Annotated in this window: 22 protein-coding genes, 1 tRNA gene and 1 riboswitch; of the genes, 11 read left to right on the forward strand and 12 right to left on the reverse strand. The window is 45.5% G+C overall.

Translation table 11 applies throughout. The annotated features are described in order from the left end of the window. The first annotated feature begins 80 nt into the window (after positions 1-80). From SFC66_RS07650 to SFC66_RS07670, 5 genes are all read left to right on the forward strand, one after another. Positions 81-1,118, forward strand: coding sequence for a M42 family metallopeptidase (locus SFC66_RS07650; RefSeq protein ID WP_411218111.1), 1,038 nt, complete (start codon positions 81-83; stop codon positions 1,116-1,118). Positions 1,119-1,257: 139 nt separating this feature from the next. Next, positions 1,258-1,479, forward strand: a complete 222-nt coding sequence (locus SFC66_RS07655) for a YqgQ family protein (RefSeq protein WP_411218112.1) — start codon at positions 1,258-1,260, stop codon at positions 1,477-1,479. Next, the gene (locus SFC66_RS07660; RefSeq protein ID WP_411218113.1) at positions 1,472-2,449 is read left to right on the forward strand and encodes an ROK family glucokinase; all 978 of its coding nucleotides are present in this window, start codon (positions 1,472-1,474) and stop codon (positions 2,447-2,449) included. Before SFC66_RS07655 ends, SFC66_RS07660 begins: the two co-directional genes overlap by 8 nt. Before the next feature lie 77 nt (positions 2,450-2,526). Beyond that, a complete protein-coding gene (locus SFC66_RS07665; protein WP_411218114.1) occupies positions 2,527-4,461 on the forward strand; it encodes an LTA synthase family protein in 1,935 nt (644 codons plus the stop codon). 531 nt (positions 4,462-4,992) lie between these two features. Then, positions 4,993-5,622 carry an MBL fold metallo-hydrolase gene (locus SFC66_RS07670; protein WP_411218115.1) on the forward strand — a complete coding sequence of 210 codons (630 nt, stop codon included), beginning with the start codon at positions 4,993-4,995 and terminating at the stop codon, positions 5,620-5,622. Positions 5,623-5,660: 38 nt separating this feature from the next. Here SFC66_RS07670 and SFC66_RS07675 read toward each other — a convergent pair. The 8 genes from SFC66_RS07675 to comGA all read right to left on the reverse strand — a co-directional run bounded on the left by SFC66_RS07675 (position 5,661) and on the right by comGA (position 9,574). Next, positions 5,661-5,731: transfer RNA gene (locus SFC66_RS07675), tRNA-Gln, on the reverse strand. Positions 5,732-5,766: 35 nt separating this feature from the next. Further along, positions 5,767-6,135, reverse strand: coding sequence for a hypothetical protein (locus tag SFC66_RS07680; RefSeq protein ID WP_411218116.1), 369 nt, complete (start codon positions 6,133-6,135; stop codon positions 5,767-5,769). Beyond that, positions 6,110-6,520: a competence type IV pilus minor pilin ComGF gene (comGF, locus tag SFC66_RS07685; protein WP_411218117.1), complete on the reverse strand. Its 411-nt coding sequence runs from the start codon at positions 6,518-6,520 to the stop codon at positions 6,110-6,112. Before comGF ends, SFC66_RS07680 begins: the two co-directional genes overlap by 26 nt. Next, positions 6,504-6,827 carry a hypothetical protein gene (locus tag SFC66_RS07690; RefSeq protein WP_411218118.1) on the reverse strand — a complete coding sequence of 108 codons (324 nt, stop codon included), beginning with the start codon at positions 6,825-6,827 and terminating at the stop codon, positions 6,504-6,506. The genes comGF and SFC66_RS07690 overlap by 17 nt, the downstream gene beginning before the upstream one ends. Next, positions 6,811-7,251, reverse strand: coding sequence for a prepilin-type N-terminal cleavage/methylation domain-containing protein (locus SFC66_RS07695; RefSeq protein WP_411218119.1), 441 nt, complete (start codon positions 7,249-7,251; stop codon positions 6,811-6,813). The genes SFC66_RS07690 and SFC66_RS07695 overlap by 17 nt, the downstream gene beginning before the upstream one ends. After that, a complete protein-coding gene (gene comGC / locus SFC66_RS07700; RefSeq protein ID WP_411218120.1) occupies positions 7,238-7,540 on the reverse strand; it encodes a competence type IV pilus major pilin ComGC in 303 nt (100 codons plus the stop codon). Before comGC ends, SFC66_RS07695 begins: the two co-directional genes overlap by 14 nt. Positions 7,541-7,554: 14 nt before the next feature. Further along, on the reverse strand, positions 7,555-8,613 hold the full coding sequence (locus tag SFC66_RS07705; RefSeq protein WP_411218711.1) for a type II secretion system F family protein: 1,059 nt from the start codon (positions 8,611-8,613) through the stop codon (positions 7,555-7,557). After that, the gene (gene comGA / locus SFC66_RS07710) at positions 8,498-9,574 is read right to left on the reverse strand and encodes a competence type IV pilus ATPase ComGA (RefSeq protein ID WP_411218121.1); all 1,077 of its coding nucleotides are present in this window, start codon (positions 9,572-9,574) and stop codon (positions 8,498-8,500) included. Before comGA ends, SFC66_RS07705 begins: the two co-directional genes overlap by 116 nt. 187 nt (positions 9,575-9,761) lie before the next feature. Between comGA and SFC66_RS07715 the strand changes: the two genes are divergently transcribed. Then, positions 9,762-9,929, forward strand: a complete 168-nt coding sequence (locus SFC66_RS07715; protein ID WP_411218122.1) for a YqzE family protein — start codon at positions 9,762-9,764, stop codon at positions 9,927-9,929. A 17-nt stretch (positions 9,930-9,946) separates the two neighbouring features. Here the strand turns inward: SFC66_RS07715 and SFC66_RS07720 are convergent, their stop codons facing one another. Together SFC66_RS07720 and SFC66_RS07725 are read right to left on the reverse strand one after the other, a co-directional pair. Then, positions 9,947-10,786 carry a YqhG family protein gene (locus SFC66_RS07720; RefSeq protein WP_411218123.1) on the reverse strand — a complete coding sequence of 280 codons (840 nt, stop codon included), beginning with the start codon at positions 10,784-10,786 and terminating at the stop codon, positions 9,947-9,949. Continuing rightward, positions 10,779-12,434 carry a DEAD/DEAH box helicase gene (locus SFC66_RS07725; protein ID WP_411218124.1) on the reverse strand — a complete coding sequence of 552 codons (1,656 nt, stop codon included), beginning with the start codon at positions 12,432-12,434 and terminating at the stop codon, positions 10,779-10,781. The genes SFC66_RS07720 and SFC66_RS07725 overlap by 8 nt, the downstream gene beginning before the upstream one ends. A gap of 197 nt (positions 12,435-12,631) precedes the next feature. Beyond that, a riboswitch (glycine riboswitch) is annotated at positions 12,632-12,719 on the forward strand. A 156-nt stretch (positions 12,720-12,875) separates the two neighbouring features. Between SFC66_RS07725 and gcvT the strand changes: the two genes are divergently transcribed. From gcvT to gcvPB, 3 genes are read left to right on the forward strand one after another with little or no spacing between them, the layout of a single operon-like run. After that, complete coding sequence (gene gcvT / locus SFC66_RS07730; protein ID WP_411218125.1) at positions 12,876-13,976, forward strand: glycine cleavage system aminomethyltransferase GcvT; 1,101 nt, start codon at positions 12,876-12,878, stop codon at positions 13,974-13,976. A 14-nt stretch (positions 13,977-13,990) separates the two neighbouring features. Next, complete coding sequence (gcvPA, locus tag SFC66_RS07735; protein ID WP_411218126.1) at positions 13,991-15,349, forward strand: aminomethyl-transferring glycine dehydrogenase subunit GcvPA; 1,359 nt, start codon at positions 13,991-13,993, stop codon at positions 15,347-15,349. Beyond that, positions 15,333-16,796, forward strand: coding sequence for an aminomethyl-transferring glycine dehydrogenase subunit GcvPB (gene gcvPB / locus SFC66_RS07740; protein ID WP_411218127.1), 1,464 nt, complete (start codon positions 15,333-15,335; stop codon positions 16,794-16,796). The genes gcvPA and gcvPB overlap by 17 nt, the downstream gene beginning before the upstream one ends. Before the next feature lie 35 nt (positions 16,797-16,831). Here the strand turns inward: gcvPB and SFC66_RS07745 are convergent, their stop codons facing one another. Continuing rightward, on the reverse strand, positions 16,832-17,218 hold the full coding sequence (locus SFC66_RS07745) for a rhodanese-like domain-containing protein (protein ID WP_411218128.1): 387 nt from the start codon (positions 17,216-17,218) through the stop codon (positions 16,832-16,834). A gap of 193 nt (positions 17,219-17,411) precedes the next feature. On the opposite strand from SFC66_RS07745, the gene mntR reads away from it, so the two are divergent. Together mntR and SFC66_RS07755 are read left to right on the forward strand one after the other, a co-directional pair. After that, complete coding sequence (gene mntR, locus SFC66_RS07750) at positions 17,412-17,831, forward strand: transcriptional regulator MntR (protein ID WP_411218129.1); 420 nt, start codon at positions 17,412-17,414, stop codon at positions 17,829-17,831. Between the two features lie 88 nt (positions 17,832-17,919). Further along, positions 17,920-18,807 carry a patatin-like phospholipase family protein gene (locus SFC66_RS07755; RefSeq protein WP_411218130.1) on the forward strand — a complete coding sequence of 296 codons (888 nt, stop codon included), beginning with the start codon at positions 17,920-17,922 and terminating at the stop codon, positions 18,805-18,807. 13 nt (positions 18,808-18,820) lie between these two features. Here SFC66_RS07755 and SFC66_RS07760 read toward each other — a convergent pair whose 3' ends face one another. Continuing rightward, positions 18,821-19,237: an SA1362 family protein gene (locus SFC66_RS07760; protein ID WP_411218131.1), complete on the reverse strand. Its 417-nt coding sequence runs from the start codon at positions 19,235-19,237 to the stop codon at positions 18,821-18,823. Positions 19,238-19,256: the final 19 nt, after the last annotated feature.

Genomic DNA, 19,256 nt, shown 5'->3' on the forward strand with positions numbered 1-19,256 from the left:
GTACTGTCCTCCTTAGTGGACAAACTCTTGCTTATTGATACTATGTAATAGACCGATATGTTATGAAAGAGGGGATACGAATGAAACAAATAGACCGCATTGCAGAAACATTGGAAAAGCTCGTCCACATACCCAGTCCATCAGGATACACGGATCAGGCGATAGCATTTTGCAAGAACTTTGCCGGTTCAATGGGGCTGCCAGCAAAAGTTACCAATAAAGGAAGCCTGCTGATCACCTTACCTGGAAAAGATACAGCGCATCACCGTTTATTGACTGCTCATGTGGATACGCTTGGAGCGATGGTCAAAAGTATCAAATCGGATGGTACTTTGTCGCTGACGATGATCGGCGGGTTTCGCTGGAACAGTGTCGAAGGGGAATATTGTACGATACATAGCAAAGAAAAGGCTTATAGCGGCACGATATTGATGCACCAGACATCTGTACATGTATACAAAGACGCAGGTGATGCGAAACGGGATGAGAAGAATATCGAAGTCCGTATCGATGAACGAACAAGCTCCCGGGAAGAGACAGAGGCACTCGGTATTCGTGTCGGTGATTTCGTATCATTCGATCCTCGTTTTGAACGGACCCCTTCCGGTTTCATTAAATCAAGGCATCTGGATGATAAAGCAAGTGTAGCCATCTTACTCGAATTGCTTCGGGATTATAATCAAGATAAACGTCAATTGCCATACACAACCCATATACTCATTTCGAATAATGAAGAGATTGGTTATGGTGGAAATTCAAGCATTCCTGATGAAGTGGTGGAATATATCGCTGTTGATATGGGCGCAATTGGTGATGGTCAAGCAACAACCGAATATGACGTGTCCATTTGTGTGAAAGACTCCAGCGGACCTTATCATTTTGCTTTGAGGGAACAGCTGGCGGAACTGGCTGCAAATCATCACTTGTCGCATAAATTGGACATCTACCCTTATTATGGATCAGATGCAAGTGCTGCGATTCGTGCAGGATATGATATCCGTCATGGTTTGATCGGTCCTGGCATCGCTGCTTCTCATGCATTTGAAAGAACGCATGAAGAAGCACTTACAGCAACTTATGCTTTACTGGATGCATATTTGAACAGCCAAATGATTTGATTGTAAAATTTTAACCTGAAGTCAACGGATTTCAGGTTATTTTTTTTACAATCAGGCGTATTGTTAAGAAGGTGTGAACGTAGCCTTAAATCCTTTTCAATTTTCGGTAAAGGTTGTTATAATATGTTAGGTGATGCGGATGAAAACGGTTTATGATGTAATGCAGCTTTTGAAGACGTATGGGATTTTTGTATACATCGGAGACCGCAAGCTCGATTTGAGCATGATGCAAGAAGAGCTGCGGGAGCTGTACGATAATAAACTATTGTCCTTACAGGAATATGGACAAGCAACAATGATTTTGAAAAAAGAGATGCGTGCTTTATCGGATAGTCGAGAAGGAGCGGGAAACAATGAGTAAGGATGGATTATTGGTCGGTGTCGATATTGGAGGCACAACAATCAAGCTCGCAATCATCGATGATACGAGCGAAATAGTGGAAAAATGGGAAATCAGGACAGATAAATTCGAACAAGGTCTGCACATACCAAAACAAATTTGGGAAACGATCGAACAAAAGCTGTCAGAACTTAATATTGAGAAAGAGCGCGTCCTAGGCATTGGTGTTGGGGCTCCGGGATTTGTGGTCCCTCGCAATGGCGTCATTGCCGAAGCTGTCAATGTTGGCTGGCGTGATTTCCCGCTCTCGGCCGAACTAGGTGTATTATCTGGGCTGCCTGTTTTCATCGACAATGATGCAAACCTGGCAGCACTGGGGGAAGTTTGGAAAGGCGCAGGAGCCCAGCAGGATAATATCATCGCCATCACATTGGGAACCGGAGTCGGGGCTGGCCTCATTGCAAATGGTCACATCGTCAACGGTATCAATGGCACAGCCGGGGAAATCGGTCATGTCACTGTCGAAGAAGATGGTGCATCATGCAATTGCGGGAGAAAAGGTTGTTTGGAGACAATCTCTTCTGCTACTGGAATCAGCCGAATGGCTGCAGAATCAGCTGCACAGCATCCGGAAAGCGGCTTAGGCAAACGTTATGCTGAAAATGGCCTTGTTTCTTCAAAAGACGTGTTCGAGCTTGCCGGCGAAGGCGATGAAAAGGCACAGCGCATTGTTGACAAAGCAACCAGTGTCTTGGCAAAAGTTTTGGCCAGTGCAGCTATTTTGACCAATCCATCACGCATCATCATCGGGGGCGGTGTATCCAAAGCCGGTGATAAATTGATGGATCCAATCCGGAAAGCGTTCAAGCAAACAGCGCTTGCCAGAACGACATACGAATGTGAGATTGTGCCGGCGCAGCTGGGCAATGATGCAGGTGTATACGGAGCGGCTTATCTGGTCAAACAGCACTTGGAAGAAAACGAAAAATAAAGAAATGCGTGCATGGCAGCAGCGCAAGTTGCTGCCTTCTGCTTTACGCTTTGTTCTACAATGAGGAGGATTATTACTTGAAACGAACATTCACTGCACCATTGTATATTTTGGCGACAGTTTTGTTTGGACTGAAGACGTATTTCGTATATCGTTTTCTATTTAATATCAGTTTGGATAACGGAATGCAGGAATTCATCCTGCTGCTGAATCCGTTTGTCAGTGCATTTTTGGCTTTTGGACTCAGTGTCTTATTCGCCCGTAAGTGGCAGATGCGGTATATCCGGTTCATCAGCCTCGTGGGTTCTATCATCTTGTACATCAACATGATTTTTTACCGTCACTTCAGTGATTTCCTTACAGTGCCGGTCCTCATGCAAGGAAGTAATGCCGCAGATCTTGGCGGCAGTATTCTCAGCCTCATTTATCCGACAGACATTTTGCTGTTCCTGGATATGGCTATCATCTGGTTCCTCAGCTACCGCTTCAAAGAAACAATGACGGTAGATTATCTTCGCAGAAAGAAAGTATCGACCATGGCTGCCATCGCTGCAGTCATTGTAATAAACATTGGTTTGGCAGAAGCGGAACGCCCACAGCTTTTCACACGTGGTTTCGACCGGGAATATCTCGTTAAAAATGTCGGTATATTCAACTTTCACATCTATGATGCCGTGATGCAGTCCAAAACGGAAGCACAGCGCGTTTTCGCAGATGGGAATGAACTTCCGGAAATCCTTTCTTATGTGAATGAAGAAGTGAAAACAGAGAAGTCAGCAAAATTCGGGCAGGCAGAAGGAAAGAATGTCATCTTCATTTCGCTTGAGTCCATGCAAAGTTTCTTGATCAATAATGAATTGAATGGGGAAGAAGTTACACCATTCCTAAACAGTCTGACTAAGGATAAAGATACGTATTATTTCGAGAATTTCTATCATCAGACAGAGCAAGGGAAAACATCCGATTCTGAATTTTTGGTGGAAAACTCCTTATATCCGCTTCCGCGCGGAGCCGTCTTTTTCACCCATGGTCAAAATGAATACAACGGAACACCTGAAATCCTAGGACAGTACGATTACACGACAGCTGTCTTCCATTCCAACAATTCAAGTTTCTGGAATCGGGATGTCATGTACGATAGCTTAGGCTACGATACCTTTTATGACGAAAACAGCTTTGACGTCATCCCAGAGGGAGAAGACCAAAATACTGTCGGCTGGGGACTGATGGATAAGCCGTTCTTTGAACAATCCATTCCTTATCTGCAGGAAATGGATAAACCATATTATTCAAAGTTCATCACACTGACAAATCACCATCCATTCGATTTGCCGGAGGATGAAGCGACAATCGATCAGTTTGATTCCAATTCACAGACTTTGAATAAATATTTCCAGACAGCCCGCTATACAGACGAGGCGGTACAGCAATTCTTCGAACAGCTGAAAGAATCCGGTGAATATGAAGATAGCATCATTGTCATGATGGGTGATCATTATGGTATCAGTGAGTACCATAATAAAGCCATGAGCCAGTATTTAGGCAAAGATATCACGCCATACCAGCAAGTCCAGAATCAGCGAGTACCATTTTTCATCCACATTCCAGGAGACGGTAACGGACAGGTGATGGAGAATGTGACCGGACAGATTGACGTGAAACCGTCCATCCTCAGCCTATTGGGAATCGATGCAGAGCATGATATCCAATTCGGTAACGATGTCTTCGCAGAAGATCGCAAGGAATACATTGCATTGCGGAATGGGGATTTCATCAGTGATGATTATGTGTTCACCAATAATATGTGCTTTGACAGACTGACAGGTGAACCGGCCGATGAGCAAGAAGGAGAAGAAGCCGAGATTTCCGGGGAAACCGGTGAACAGATCGAAAGTGTCTGTGAACCGATACAAGAGCAAGTGAATAAAGAACTGAACTACTCCGACCGGCTGATTTATGGCGATTTACTCCGTTTTTATGATTTTCAAGAAGGTAAAGAAAAAGCAAGCTGAAAAAAGGGCTGGGATAAAAGCCTTTAAGCACTACAAAAAACCAGACAAAACCGTGAATTGTTGGGGTATTGTCTGGTTTTTTACATTTTAGTGAAGTGATAAAAAGCTATGCTTTCGCTCCGGAAATGCACTACGCTAATTTCGCGCAACACTCCCATTTGCGTAGACAGAACGCGGAGGCTCCTCGAAAATACCATGCCATTTTCTTTGTGCGATAAGGCTGTCTAATCAATCCTTGTCCTGCGGGAACTGTGCGAGTTGAAGACCCCGCAATAGCGATTTTTCAACGAGGAGGCTAAGGCCTTTCCCATGGAAAACGGCGTGTTCCAACGGAGCGATGCCTATAATCATCGTTCGTTTTTCAGGACTGAAATTTAGATATGTTTCAAGTTCTTTTTCTGATCTTACTCTTCCTTCCATGGGCAAATGGTCTGGTTTCCTGCTATACTGGCAGTAGGAAGTTTGGCGAAATTTTCCGTTTATCATACCTATCTGTTTGCCGGACTTTATACATGTCCATGAAAGGAGAAGGTGAAGAAGTTGAAAATACATACATTGGGCCTCGGCCCCATGGGGACGAACTGTTATATAGTGGAATCGAAAAATGACTGCCTGATCATCGATCCAGGCGGGGACAGCGTGAAACTCATCGAGTGGATCAAGCAAAAGGAAGTGCGCCCGCAAGCCATCCTTTTGACACACGCACATTTTGATCACATCGGCGCGGTCGATGACGCCAGGGATATTTACCACATCCCTGTCTACCTGCATGAAGAAGAAGCGGACTGGCTGGGGGATCCCGGGAAAAACGGTTCAAAAATGTTTCCGGTGAAGCAACTCACTGTCAGGGAGGCAGATGGTAATTTGAAAACAGGAGAAATGACGATAGGTCGATTTGCATTCGAGATTCGACACACGCCTGGGCATTCACCAGGAAGTGTAACATTCGTTTTCCATGAAGAAAAAAGTGCCATTGTCGGGGATGCATTATTCCAGCGCGGCATCGGTCGAACGGATTTATTCCGTGGGGACTTGCCTACACTGATGCAGAGCATTTCAAATGAGTTATTATCACTGCCGGAATATTATGAAGTGTATCCAGGACATGGTCCGAAAACAACAATAGGGGAAGAAAAGGCTAATAATCCTTTCCTTACATAAGAAAAGATCCCGCTGATATGGCGGGATCTTTTGCTTTACTGGGCTAGCTGGGTTCGAACCAACGATAACGGGACCAAAACCCGCTGCCTTACCACTTGGCTATAGCCCATCGTACATAGACTATTTTGTACGAAAATGGCTATCTTATTCATTCGAAGGATAAGTTTTATAAAAAGTCATTGGCTTTTCCATGTAATCGGTACTGATGCTGTATTGCGCAAGTATCTGCTCGTCTTCCCTTGTGATGGTGATATCCGCATCCACGGCTTGATTCTTTATTTTGAAAACGGATTCTTTCTCATCCAACTGGGGGAGATGGTGTTGTTCGAAGGTTTTAGATGCAATCGATGCGGCTTGTTCAATTTTGTACTGCTCGAACAAAAGGTCCGTGGATTGTACCTGGTTAGCAAGCAGCTTCGTGCCCGATGTGAGCAGAAGCAGGAAAAAAGCGGTCAGGAATAATAGGAAAGGGTGCAGGAACCCTTTTTCATTGCAGAGCGATTCGTTTTTCATATGTTGCTCCTCGTTTTCCTTTTACAGTTACAACGATGGTAAATTCATCTGAAGAGATGGTCAAATCGTTGATATGATGAAGATAGATCTCATGCCCTTTTTCATTCACTCGTCTGCGGATCATGTCTTTATACTGTTCAAAGACAGCTGTTCTTCCTTGTTGGTTCTGTATCAAAAGCCTATCGTCTTCGACTCTTACAGAAGTTCCTTTATGAACTTCCATTGTTATGAAGTGGAGGGCTTGCCTGACTGATGATGCTTCCGTGTCCATACTTTTTGTCAGAGGTGCAAAAAGGGGCGGGATGGTTGCAAGGATCAATATCAATATGCTCAGTGTTATCAATGCCTCAAGAAGCGTGAAACCTTTTTCATTCGAAAAATGCATACAAGCAACGTTTCTCCTCTCGTCCATATCCCTTCATGTCCAGGCAGCCTTTCTTCAACCCATTCTCAATACTGAATCGTAAGTTGATGATCATTTCCCCTTCCTTCCTATCCTGAGCCGTCGGTACAGGTTGTGCCAGTTCATTCTGCAGCATGCTGTAGGAAGCAGCCTTTCTTTCCTGGAAGAGCTGTTCTTGTCTTATATCAGTCCATAAAGGCAGCAGCAGCGCGCAAACAAGCAGGAACAGCGCAAAACTTACCAAAGCATCCAAAAGGAGAAAACCATTCTGATCATGAATTGTTTTCATAATAGCCCCTTCCTTTGCCGAGCGGAAACACAAGTTTATCCCTTCCAACTGGAGTCTCGATCGTCATACTGCCAGGTGCCAGTGCAGTACCCGATGGGGAAAAGGAAAATGTCATCGCATTTGGCGATATTTTTATTGAGTAGCCATCTGGTATGCTGCGGACGACCAAGTCTTCCTTCAGGTGACTCGAATATATTTCATATCTGTCATTTTCCAAATAAAGTTTAGCTGTCCTGTCGAACTGCGTGTACTGCTGGAGATAAAGAATATCTTGTTCCAAGCGTTTCTTGAATTGATTTGCTTCTGCTTCTGCGAGCAGATGCTGATGAATCCCGGTACCGAGCGCGATCAAGAAGGAAGACATGCCCAGTACGACAATCAATTCAAGCAAGCTGAATCCTTTTTGTTTGTCATCTGGGAACATCTGTCAAAGAAACCTTTCCTCCATCGATCACCAAAGTCCGTGTACCTCCTTGGCATGTTGTCTCCGTTAAATATCCGTTCTCAAGCTGGCTGAGGGAAGGTGCAGTACCGTGATCAATCTTATAAGTTTGCACCTGGCTTTCGGCTAGTTTCACCAGAGCATCACAGCCCTGCGTTTGTACTCGATCATTCTTATCAGCCAAGTTTGGAACGATAAGAATCATCAATACAGAAATGACGAGCAGTACTATAAGCATTTCCACCAATGTAAATCCTTTTTCGTTTTGCATGTCATGACCTCTTTCTATAAAGTATGAACCATTTGGAACATGGGCAGAAGCAAAGACAAATACACGATGATGATGCAAAGTGCCATGATGCAAAGCAGCAAAGGCTGAAGCAGATGAAGCAAGGTCTTCGTCCGATCTTCCATTTTACTGGTAGTGATCTCTGCATACATAAGCAAATCTTTCGATTGTGAAGCTGCATCTTCATGTTTCACCAGGATGCTTTGCAGCTGCAAAGTGAGGAGTGGAAAGTCGGGCAGACACTCATCGATTGTTCTTCCGGCGGTCATCGCTGACAGCAGATCGCTTGCGTACAGCTGCAGCATGTCATGATAATGCTGTTTGGACAAAAGCTGCAGACTTTCATACAGGGAAAGTCCAGCGGTCAGAAGGTTTCCCATCTGGATTGCGAACTGAAAGCTTGTCCGCGTGCGGGCAATACGGGAGACGATAGGCAGATGTTCAAGGTAATAGCGTTTCTTTTCGGAAGACAAGCGTTTTTGCAGATGATCTTTAGAGAGGAATGAACAGACGCTGATGGCAGCCAAGGCTAAGCTTCCATAGAAAAGCATGTTCACTAAACTGGAGAAGAAATGAAGTTGGTTCGCAGAGTCAGCCGAATAAGCAAATAAAGATTCAAACGAAGGATACACATACAGTTTCACGAATAGCAGCAACAAAAGGATAGTTGATAAGAGGAAAATTGGATAACGTGTCACTTTCTTGAATTTCGCCAGTTGCTGCATTTGTTTTTTCATCGTTGTAAAGCTTCTTTCCAAAGCATCTTCCAAATTTCCATCATGATGGGCAACATAAAGGTGGATGACGATAAAAGATGAGAAACTGGCGTGTGCAAAGGCTTCATCCAAGCGCAGTCCCCGCTGCAAGCCTTCCTGCAATTTCTGAACTGCAGCTTGCCACTGCGGCTGCCAGTTCAAAAAATCAAGGGAACGGGACATATCATATCCCTGTGTCCTCAGGCGGTGGAGCTGCTGAAGAAAAAGCATCTGCTGCTCCATAGACAGCAGTTTGTCGCCCTTCCTGATTTTGATAATTTTCTTTCGTGATAAAGCCATATGCATAGGCTTTCCTCCTCAATTTCGCAAATGTAAGGAATGATGTGTCGTAATTGGACAGCAAGCGGCCGATCTGGACTGTATCTGCCAGTTCCATGATGGCGGCTCTTGAGGCATTCGGTTTTACAAGAGGGAGGAGTTCCAATGAAGCGATTCCGATCAAGGTATGCTGCAGATCTGCTGGAGGCATCCCCATTTCCCTGAGCCGGTGCACGGCACCGGCAGCATCTTTTGCATGCAGCGTACTGATGACCAAATGCCCGGTTCTCGCCGTTTCGAAAGCAAAGGCAGCTGTCGATTCATCCCGGATCTCCCCGATCATCAGTACATCGGGATCATGACGCAATGCTGCTTTCAAACCAGCCTGGTACGTCAGGCCAGCTTTTTCATTCACTTGTACCTGCAACATATTTTCCATTCTCTTCTCGATCGGATCTTCCAAAGTGATTGCTTGGCAAGCTTTCACCCGCAATAAGTCTTGAAGCAGTGCATACATGGTTGTTGTTTTACCGCTGCCTGTAGGACCTGTGAAAAGGAGAATACCAGTATTTTCCTCCAGCAGCCGCCGCAGCGAATGTATCTGGAATGGAAAGAGAAACAGCTGTTCCAGCAGGGGAGCATCGCTTTGGGGGAGGATGCGGATGGCAAGGCTTTCCGTTTGCTTAAGCGGCAATGTGGAAAGACGGAGGGCATATTGTATTTTACCTTGGTATGAAAACGGCATCGCTCCATCCTGTGGTTTTTGCATTTCGCCGATATCCATGCCGCTTATGAATTTATAGTACGCAATCAGCTTACGAAAGTTGGATGTAGCTAAACGACTGTGAAGGATACGTTTACCTTGGATTCGTATATATACACGTGTTTCGTCTGCTTCGGGCATAAAGTGGATATCGGTGGCTTGCTGTTTGATCGCTTCATCCATTAATTGCTCTGCATAGTGCGAGGGGCTGTCCTGCACGTTGTCACCTCCTTTGCAGATACATTACTACATGTGAAAAGTGGTGTCACACGTAGAAAATGCAATAACCAGCTATGGAAGCTACCAGGAAAAGAAAATTTCCCTGCTGCTGACAGCCATCTTATTCTTACTGTATGGAAAGAAATGAAATTGGTCACGCTACAAATAAAGAAGGAGGGATCACAGCTTGTCTTCGAATGATTATTTCCGATTCGTCACACAGGAGCTGGTGAAAAAGATGGATGCTCCGAAGCAAGAGAAACAAAAGAAAGAAAAAGAGAAACATCAGCTGCATGGAAAGTGGTTTGGCGTATTGCCGTTTGCCTTCAAACTATTCTTCCGCCGTAAACGATAAGAGGCCCGAACTCATGTTCAGGCCTCTTTTTTATTTAGCAGTTTCTGAGCCGTCTCTTCTGACAGATAGAATATGCCAGCATTGATCGTTTCTATTTGGATGGATGGCGAAAGCCGTTTATGCACCGCATCCAATTCATTTTGATATAATGCAGCTCTTGTTTCAAGCACATCTTTTTCCTCTTCTTCTTGCTTGCTTTGGTCAAAAAAATGCGCTAACAATGCTTCTTCCTGTTGAAGTGTTTGAGTCGTCTCACGTACCCAGCCATCATCTATGGTATCCAAGTAAGTCTGCATATAGCTACTGATCCGCTGATAACCGCTTTGATAACGGATGATGGGGGAGAGGCAGTAACAATGATCGCTGATTTGCTGCTTGAACTCAACGTGTGTGAAGTTTTCCATCCAGTCTGTTGCAAGCTGCCCATTCAGCAGCTGCAATCCAATGGAATGTGTTTCGGTACGCTTGCGCTTTCCGGAAAAATGGACACTCATATTGCGGATAAGCCATGGATATAACGGTGTACGAGCAGCTGAATCGACCTTTTCATATAATCTAGCCACTTGGGCAGAATCACGAATGAGCCGGAATATCTTATGCAGGCGGGGACTGCCAAAATGGATGTGTTCCGCTTTTTCTGCTGTTATATTCGGATCTGTCAGAAGAGTGAGCTCCATCGGTTCGCCTTCCTGGCCAAGCCGTTTCTTATAGCGCCAATAAAACGGTCGATTCATCAGTTCCTCATCCAACTCCGCCGTCAGCAAAAAGCGCAGCATCCCATCTGTTTCCTCCTGCAGTTGACAGCCACTTGATAGGAAGAATTTTCGCAGGAACTGATGCAATGTTCGTCTATCCATGTAATTTCCCCCTTTCAAGCTGCTGGCTGGTTTCGGAGATGACTGCGGTCAAATTGTCCAGCTTTACCTTGATTTCCCCTTCAGAGCGGGAATCAGCGAAGATGTGCTTGATTTCTTTTTCCATATCGGATACTTGAAGCTCAGCAAGAATATGATCAAGATTACCGATGACACGTTCAAATAAATTGATTTTCTTATACAGCAACTCCAAAATATGTCCTTCCAATGTATCCCGAACGGCGAAATTATAGATCTGCACATCCTTTTGCTGTCCGAAACGATGGATCCTGCCAATCCGCTGTTCAAGCCGCATCGGATTCCAAGGCAAATCATAGTTGATCATATTGCTGCAAAATTGGAGGTTGATCCCTTCACCGCCGGCTTCCGTCGCAATCAGGACTTGGGCATGTTTTTCGAATAGCTCGCGCATCCAATCCTTTTTACCTGCTTTGAATCCGCCTCGGAACGGAACAGAGGATATGTCATGCTGTTTCAATGTCCACTGCAAATAAAATTGTGTCGCCCGATATTCCGTAAAAATGATGAATTTCTCTCCCGCTGGAGCAGCTTTGATCAGCTCGACCACTTTCAGTGCTTTGCTGTGCTGCGGCAGCTGTTCGATTTCCTTCATCACAGGCAGATATACTTTACCTGATTCCGGATTTTCTTCCACAATCTTTTTCATGGATAAGTATGCCGCTTCCCTGGAACTGCAAAGTTCGCGAAGCAGGGTGATTTTCGCAAATGTTGCTGCGCCGCTGGTGGAATCCTGCATCATCTCATACACCTGCCGCTCTTGTTCGGTGAAATCGATGTAAATTGTTTCGACTTTCCGTTTTGTCCACTGCAGACCAGTTTCCTCACGCCGGTTGCGGACCATCACTTTGCGGATGAGCTCCTTCAGATAATGATGCTCTTCCGCATCTTTTCGGTCATCTCCATATGTATCTTTGAATTGCTTATAGCTGCCCAAGTAGCCGGGTTTAAGCAAGGATACGAGATTGTAAATATCACTCAGTTTGTTTTGAACAGGCGTTGCGGTCAGCAGCAGGCAATATTTCTTTTTGAGTGATTGGATGAAAGCATAATTTTTTGTCTTGCTATTTTTCAATTTATGCGCCTCGTCGATAAGTACAAAATCATAGTCCTGCTCCAGGATGATTTCCCTGTGCGGGGAACGTTTTGCCAAATCGATGGAAGAAACGATCACATCATAATGCTCCCACACATATTGTTTTCGTTGGGAAGCAGCAGGTATGTGGAACTTGGAATTCAATTCATTCACCCATTGGTTGACAAGCGAGGCCGGTACAAGCAGAAGCACTTTTTTCACCAACCCGCGTATCATCAATTCCTTCAATACAAGACCTGCCTCGATTGTCTTCCCAAGTCCAACTTCATCTGCCAGGATGGCGCGTCCGTTCATTTCTTCTACTACTCTGCGGCTTGCTTCCAGTTGATGAGGATGAAAGGTCATGTGGGGAAGATACCCGGGTGCGACCAATCCAGTGAACGTGTCGATATTCGTTTCCTTCGCCGATGTATAAGCCATTTGGAATTGTTCCCAGGATGCTGTATCTCCTTCTTGCTGCAAAACATCATCCATCATCTCGATAAAATGCTTATCATCTTTTATTTGCACCTGCATAATGAGTACATCTCCTTATTCTTCGGAGTTTTGTTTATAAAAGCTGGATTTATAGAACACAATCTGAAAATGGTATGGTATAATGAGCCTTAAATCAGAACATTATCAATATAATCTATTGTAATGTTTGTATTTTGCTTTTTTATAGCTTGAATATCCGTTAGTATGCCCTAGTTTGCCAATTTCATAAACCGCGAGTGAATGTTGGAGGAGAGACCGCTATATGCGGCGCCGAAGGAGCAAATATTGAGTGAATCTCTCAGGCAAAAGAACTCCAGCAAGACGCAACTCTGGAGAGTGCTTCCGAAGAAGAAGCCACCCAAGAAGCAATTATGGTCCGAGTGACGATAAGAAACTTTCTGGTAAAAGGACAGAGCCCCTCAAGTTTTTTCGAGGTGGCTCTGTTTTTAGTTGTGAGATACATAAGAGAGGAGCTAGATGATGAGTGAGTTGAAAAGAACCCCGCTTTATCCTGCTTATCAGGCTAACAGCAAAACGATCGATTTCGGCGGCTGGGAACTGCCTGTTCATTTCAGCAGCATCCAGGAAGAGCATCATGCAGTGCGGCAGGCAGCAGGTTTGTTCGATGTCTCCCATATGGGGGAAATTCTTGTGGAAGGTCCAGCGAGTAAAGACTATCTGCAGTTTGTCCTGACAAATGATATCGATCTGCTCGTTCCAAACAAAGCGCAGTACAGCGTGATGTGTTATGAAGATGGCGGGACTGTGGACGATTTGATCGTTTATATGCTGGAGGCAAATCGTTATCTGTTGGTTGTGAATGCTGGCAATACAGAGAAGGATTTCGAATGGCTGCTATCTCACCGGATAGAAGGCGTCCGTATCGAGAATGAATCGGATGCATATATGCAGGTAGCGCTGCAAGGACCTCATGCGGAACAAATCCTGCAGCAGCTTACAGATAATGAATTATCGGAAATTTCATTTTTCAGGTTCGCTTATCCCGTACAGCTGAAAGGAGCAGAAGGGGATTTCCTTATTTCACGCACTGGTTATACCGGCGAAGATGGTTTTGAAATCTATGGACCGGCCGCAAGCGGTCAGACTGTTTGGGAACTGCTGCTGGAACAGGGTCAAGCATATGATCTGCAGCCTGTCGGATTGGGTGCGAGGGATACATTGCGCTTTGAAGCGAATCTACCACTGTATGGAAATGAATTGTCAAAAGATATTTCGCCAATCGAGGCCGGCATTGGATTTGCGGTGAAAACGAATAAATCTGCCAACTTTATTGGCAAAGAAGCTTTAAAAAAGCAAAAAGAGAACGGTACAAAGAGAAAGCTCGTTGGCATTGAGATGCTGGAAAAAGGAATTCCGCGCCATGGTTATCCGATTTTCATCGGCGACGAACAAATCGGCGAGGTGACAACGGGCACCAAATCACCGACATTGGATAGTTATATCGGTCTTGCACTCATACACTCGGATGCTGCCGAAGAAGGCAGTACTGTCGACGTGCAGATACGGAAAAAACGCCTGCAAGCAAGGATCGTTGCAACACCATTCTATAAACGGAAATAGAAGGAGGATACAGCATGGATTTCAGATACTTACCGATGACAGAGCAAGACAAAGAGGAGATGCTTCAAACGATAGGTGTGAAAGACACAGAGGAGCTGTTCTCTGATATTCCTGAGGAAGTTCGCTTGCAGGGACCGCTTCAGATCAAGGAAGCGAAAAGTGAAGGAGAACTGAAAGCAGAACTTGCGGCTTTGGCAAGCAAGAATGTGACGATGAAGACTCACGCTTCCTTTCTTGGAGCAGGTGTATATGACCATTACATTCCTTCGATCGTGGACCACGTAATCTCCCGGTCCGAGTTTTATACTGCTTATACACCATATCAGCCAGAAATTTCCCAAGGCGAATTGCAGGCGATTTTTGAGTTCCAGACGATGATTGCTGAACTTACTGGTATGGATGTGGCAAACAGCTCGATGTATGATGGCGGAACTGCTCTGGCAGAAGCAGCGACACTGAGTGCCGGCCATACAAAAAGAAAGAAAATCGTTGTTTCAGAGGCGGTTCACCCAGAATCTCGTCAGGTGATTGATTCTTACTGCCGTGGGCAGCATTTGGAAGTTGTCACGGTCCCGCATAAAGATGGTCGCACAGATCTACAAGCGCTTGGAGAAACACTCGATAGTGATACAGCTAGTGTCATCGTGCAGTATCCAAACTTCTTCGGGCAGGTCGAACCGCTTGCAGACATACGCAAAATCATTGATGCGCAGCCAAAAGCAATGATGGTTGTTTCCAGCAATCCTTTGGCTCTGGGATTCTTGACACCACCTGGCAGTTTCGGTGCTGACATTGTGGTCGGCGATACACAAGTGTTCGGTATCCCGGCACAATTCGGCGGCCCTCACTGCGGCTATTTCGCAAGCTCAGCCAAACTGATGCGCAAGCTGCCTGGAAGACTCGTCGGGCAGACGAAGGATGAAGAAGGCAGACGCGGATTCGTACTGACTCTCCAAGCACGCGAGCAGCATATCCGCCGCGATAAGGCGACGTCAAATATCTGTTCCAATCAGGCATTGAATGCTTTGGCTTCATCGGTTGCCATGAGTGCACTCGGGAAAAAGGGTGTTGCCGAGATGGCTCATCTGAATATACAAAAAGCGCAATATATGAAAAAGCAGCTGGAAGCACACGGGCTGCAAGTCATCTTCCAAGGCGCCTTCTTTAATGAATTGGTCATCAAAGTGGATGACGATGCTGATGCACTGAATGATCATCTGATTACAAAAGGTTTTATCGGGGGGTATCACTTGGGACGGACAGATGATCGTTTGAAGGACCACATACTTGTTGCTGTGACGGAGCAGCGCACGAAAGAACAGATTGATACATTCGTAGGAGAGGTGGCGGCAGTCCATGCAAAACAATACTGATTTCCCGTTGTTATTCGAACAAACGAAACCAGGCAGAATAGGGTACAGCTTGCCGCCATTGGATGTTCCGGAAACGGATCTTTCGGAAGTTTTCGAAGCAGATTATATCCGCAGGGAGCCAGCAGCGCTGCCGGAATTGAGTGAGCTGCAGATCATCCGACACTATACTGCTTTATCCAGAAGAAACTACGGTGTCGATTCCGGATTCTATCCGCTTGGCTCTTGTACGATGAAGTACAATCCGAAAATCAATGAAGATGTCGTGCGGATGGAAGGGTTCAGCCATGTGCATCCTTACCAGGATACAAAAACCGCACAAGGTGCACTGGAGCTCATGTTCGATCTCCAGGAGCAGCTGAAGGAAATCACCGGCATGCATGACGTATCCCTTCAGCCGGCAGCTGGAGCTCACGGGGAATGGACTGGATTGATGATGATCCGTGCCCTGCATGAGAAAAATGGAGAGACACAGCGGACGAAAGTCATCGTGCCAGATTCTGCACATGGTACTAATCCAGCATCAGCAACAGTTGCTGGTTTTGATTCTGTGACAGTCAAATCCAATGAACAAGGACTTGTCGATTTGGATGACTTACGCCGAGTCGTCGGGGAAGACACGGCAGCACTGATGCTGACCAACCCCAATACGCTTGGTTTATTCGAGAAGGATATCCTGGAAATGGCAAAAATCGTTCATGAAGCCGGCGGGAAGCTGTATTATGATGGAGCCAATCTGAATGCCATCATGGGTTATACAAGACCTGGGGATATGGGCTTTGATGTAGTGCATTTGAATCTGCATAAAACATTCACCGGTCCGCATGGCGGCGGTGGCCCGGGATCTGGTCCTGTCGGTGTTTCAGAAGAGCTTGCGGCATTCCTGCCAAAGCCTGTCGTCCGCAGGCAAGGTGAGGAGATCATCCTCGATGAAGATCGCCCGGATTCCATCGGACGCGTGAAGCCTTATTACGGAAACTTCGGGATCAACGTCCGTGCGTATACATATATCCGCACGATGGGGCCGGAGGGGTTGAAACGTGTTAGTGAATATGCAGTCCTGAATGCAAATTACATGATGCGTCGCCTGAGTGATGCATTTGATTTACCATACACACAGCATTGCAAGCATGAATTCGTCCTATCCGGACGAAGACAGAAAAAGCTTGGTGTCCGCACACTTGATATCGCAAAACGATTGCTTGATTTCGGATATCACCCGCCGACCATTTACTTCCCGCTCAATGTAGAGGAAGCACTGATGATCGAGCCGACCGAAACGGAAGCAAAAGAAACGTTGGATGGTTTCATCGATACCATGCTGGAGATTGCTGCTGATGCAGAATACAATCCGGAAATCGTCCAAGAAGCGCCTCATACGACTGTCGTCAGCAGAATGGATGAGACGACTGCTGCCAGGAAACCGATATTGCGTTATATACCAGAATGAAAAAAGAGCTTTGCACATGATGTGCAAAGCTCTCTTTAGTTGCCTTTACGTTTGATTTTACCGCTCCAGGCTTTGAAACCGCCTTTGAGCTGATTGATATCCTGGCATCCTTTTTTGTGCAGCATGGATGCAGCCCGGACAGTACGTGTACCGTTTTGGTCATATAAGTAAACAGGCTTGTCCTTCCGAATCTCAGTCATACGGTAACGAAGCTGTGTGAGCGGAATATTCCGTGCTCCGAGGATATGTCCGCCGTCGAACTCTTTCGGTTCCCGAACATCGATCAGCTGAGCTTTGCGGTATCCAGCTTTGAACTCTTCTTCTGTAAGAGTTTTTAAATGTTTTTTCTGAATGAAATAGCGGATTACACTATATGCAATGAATACAATCAGTGCAATTCCGATTACCAGTACTGCTTCCATGTCATTTCCCCCATCTGATGATACTCCAACTTACATTATAGCAAGCTGGTGCTTATTTTCAAAGAATTTTTATAGGTGTCCGCTGAAGTGTAACACTTTTTACCCCGTTCAACTTTGTTGGCTTGTTTGTCCGGCCCAAAACGTGTATCATTTAAAGATGTAGAACTGGCAGTGGATTGAATGGAGGAGTATTATGCCTACACCGAGTATGGAGGATTATATCGAACAAATTTACATATTGATGGAGCAAAAAGGATATGCTCGTGTCTCGGATATAGCAGAAAATCTGCAGGTGCATCCATCTTCCGTCACGAAGATGGTGCAAAAACTGGATAAAGATGAATATTTGAAATATGAAAAATATCGCGGACTGATTTTGACGGACAAAGGCGAAAGGGTAGGCAAACGCCTTGTCTACCGGCATCAGCTGCTCGAAGATTTTTTGAGGATCATAGGTGTGGAAGAAGGGAATATCTACAATGATGTGGAAGGGATCGAGCATCATTTGAGCTGGAACAGCATCGAGCGAATCGGCAATCTTGTGGAGTACTTCCAGTCAAGCAAGGAAAGGCAAGAAGCGCTGTTTAAAATACAGCAAAATCAAAAATCCTAGCCCAGACCATCCAAATCGGATGGTTTTTTTGTTCTAAAGTGATGTTTCCGTGATTAGGTATAATAAAAAGTCATCATGGAGCGTGCTTATGAAAATAGACGGCGTATTCTCAGGCGGCGGAGTGAAGGCTTTCGCTTTCATCGGTGCGATTCAAGCTGTAGAGAATGGGAAATATGAGTTTGAAAATGTAGCCGGTACGTCCGCAGGTGCCATTGTTGCCGGTTTGCTGGCAGCAGGTTATACCGGAAAAGAGATGGAAGATTTGCTTCAGGAAACGGATATCAGTAAATTCACGGATCCGATCAAGCTTACAAAATATATTCCTTTTGCAAACTGGCTGACGCTGTATTTCAAGATGGGACTGTATAAAGGAAATGCGTTGGAACGATGGCTTTATGAAGCCTTGGCCAAGAAACAAGTATACACCTTCCAGGACTTGAAACCAAAAACGCTCAAAGTGATTGCAGCTGATGTGACACTCGGTCGATTGATTGTTTTTCCGGATGATTTGGCTGAGACGTATGGAATCGATGGCGGAAGTTTCCCGGTTGCCAGAGCGATCAGGATGAGTGCAGGTATCCCATACATCTTCATGCCTGCTAAACTATTATACAAAAATCGCAGACGCAGCTTGCTTCTTGATGGGGGATTGCTGAGCAACTTCCCGCTCTGGACACTGGAGGGGGATGAGCGGTTATTGAGACGTCCGATTCTCGGAATGAAACTGAGCGAAGCTGTCCAAAAGGTACCAGCCAAAAAAGTGCACCAATCGCTTGATTTGTTTTACGCGCTCTTCAAGACGATGAAGGTGGCACATGATATGCGGCATATCAATCAAGATACAGCAAAAGACATCATTTTCATCCCAGTTGAGGACATCGGGATGGCCGATTTCAATATTTCAGCAGAAGAAAAAGGAAAGCTGATAGCAAATGGACGTGAAAAAGCGGATCAGTTCCTGAAACGTTGGCCATGAAAAAAGTCGGGCATCAGATGCTCGACTTTTTCCTTTTCTGCTTATTGCCTTCGATTACACGCAGCTGCGGACCGCGGGAACGATCTCTGATCGTCCGCTTTTTCCTGGCTGCGGATGCTTTTTTTATACTGGCAGCTGAATTGGCGGGTTTCGTAACAGGGCGGGCTTTTGGCTGCTTGTATTTTTGTTTGGACTGCTTGACTGCTTTTTTGTATTTTTGCATATCGCCGTTCGATCCGCCAGTAGCAGTGCGGCCGCGCAAGCGAGTAAGAATGAAATAAAGCAAAGCACCGAAAAGCACGGCACCCCCGACCCAAACGAGTATATTCTGGAAGAACGCTCCTGGATTCGTCACGAGCTGTACGCCGACACCGATGACTGCAAGCCCAATCAAAATGAAAAAGATGATGGAAGACCCAGATTTACGCAATCCATTTTTCCTCCTTTCC

It is taken from the genome of Terribacillus saccharophilus (assembly GCF_046592895.1).
Lineage (GTDB): Bacteria > Bacillota > Bacilli > Bacillales > Amphibacillaceae > Terribacillus > Terribacillus saccharophilus_D.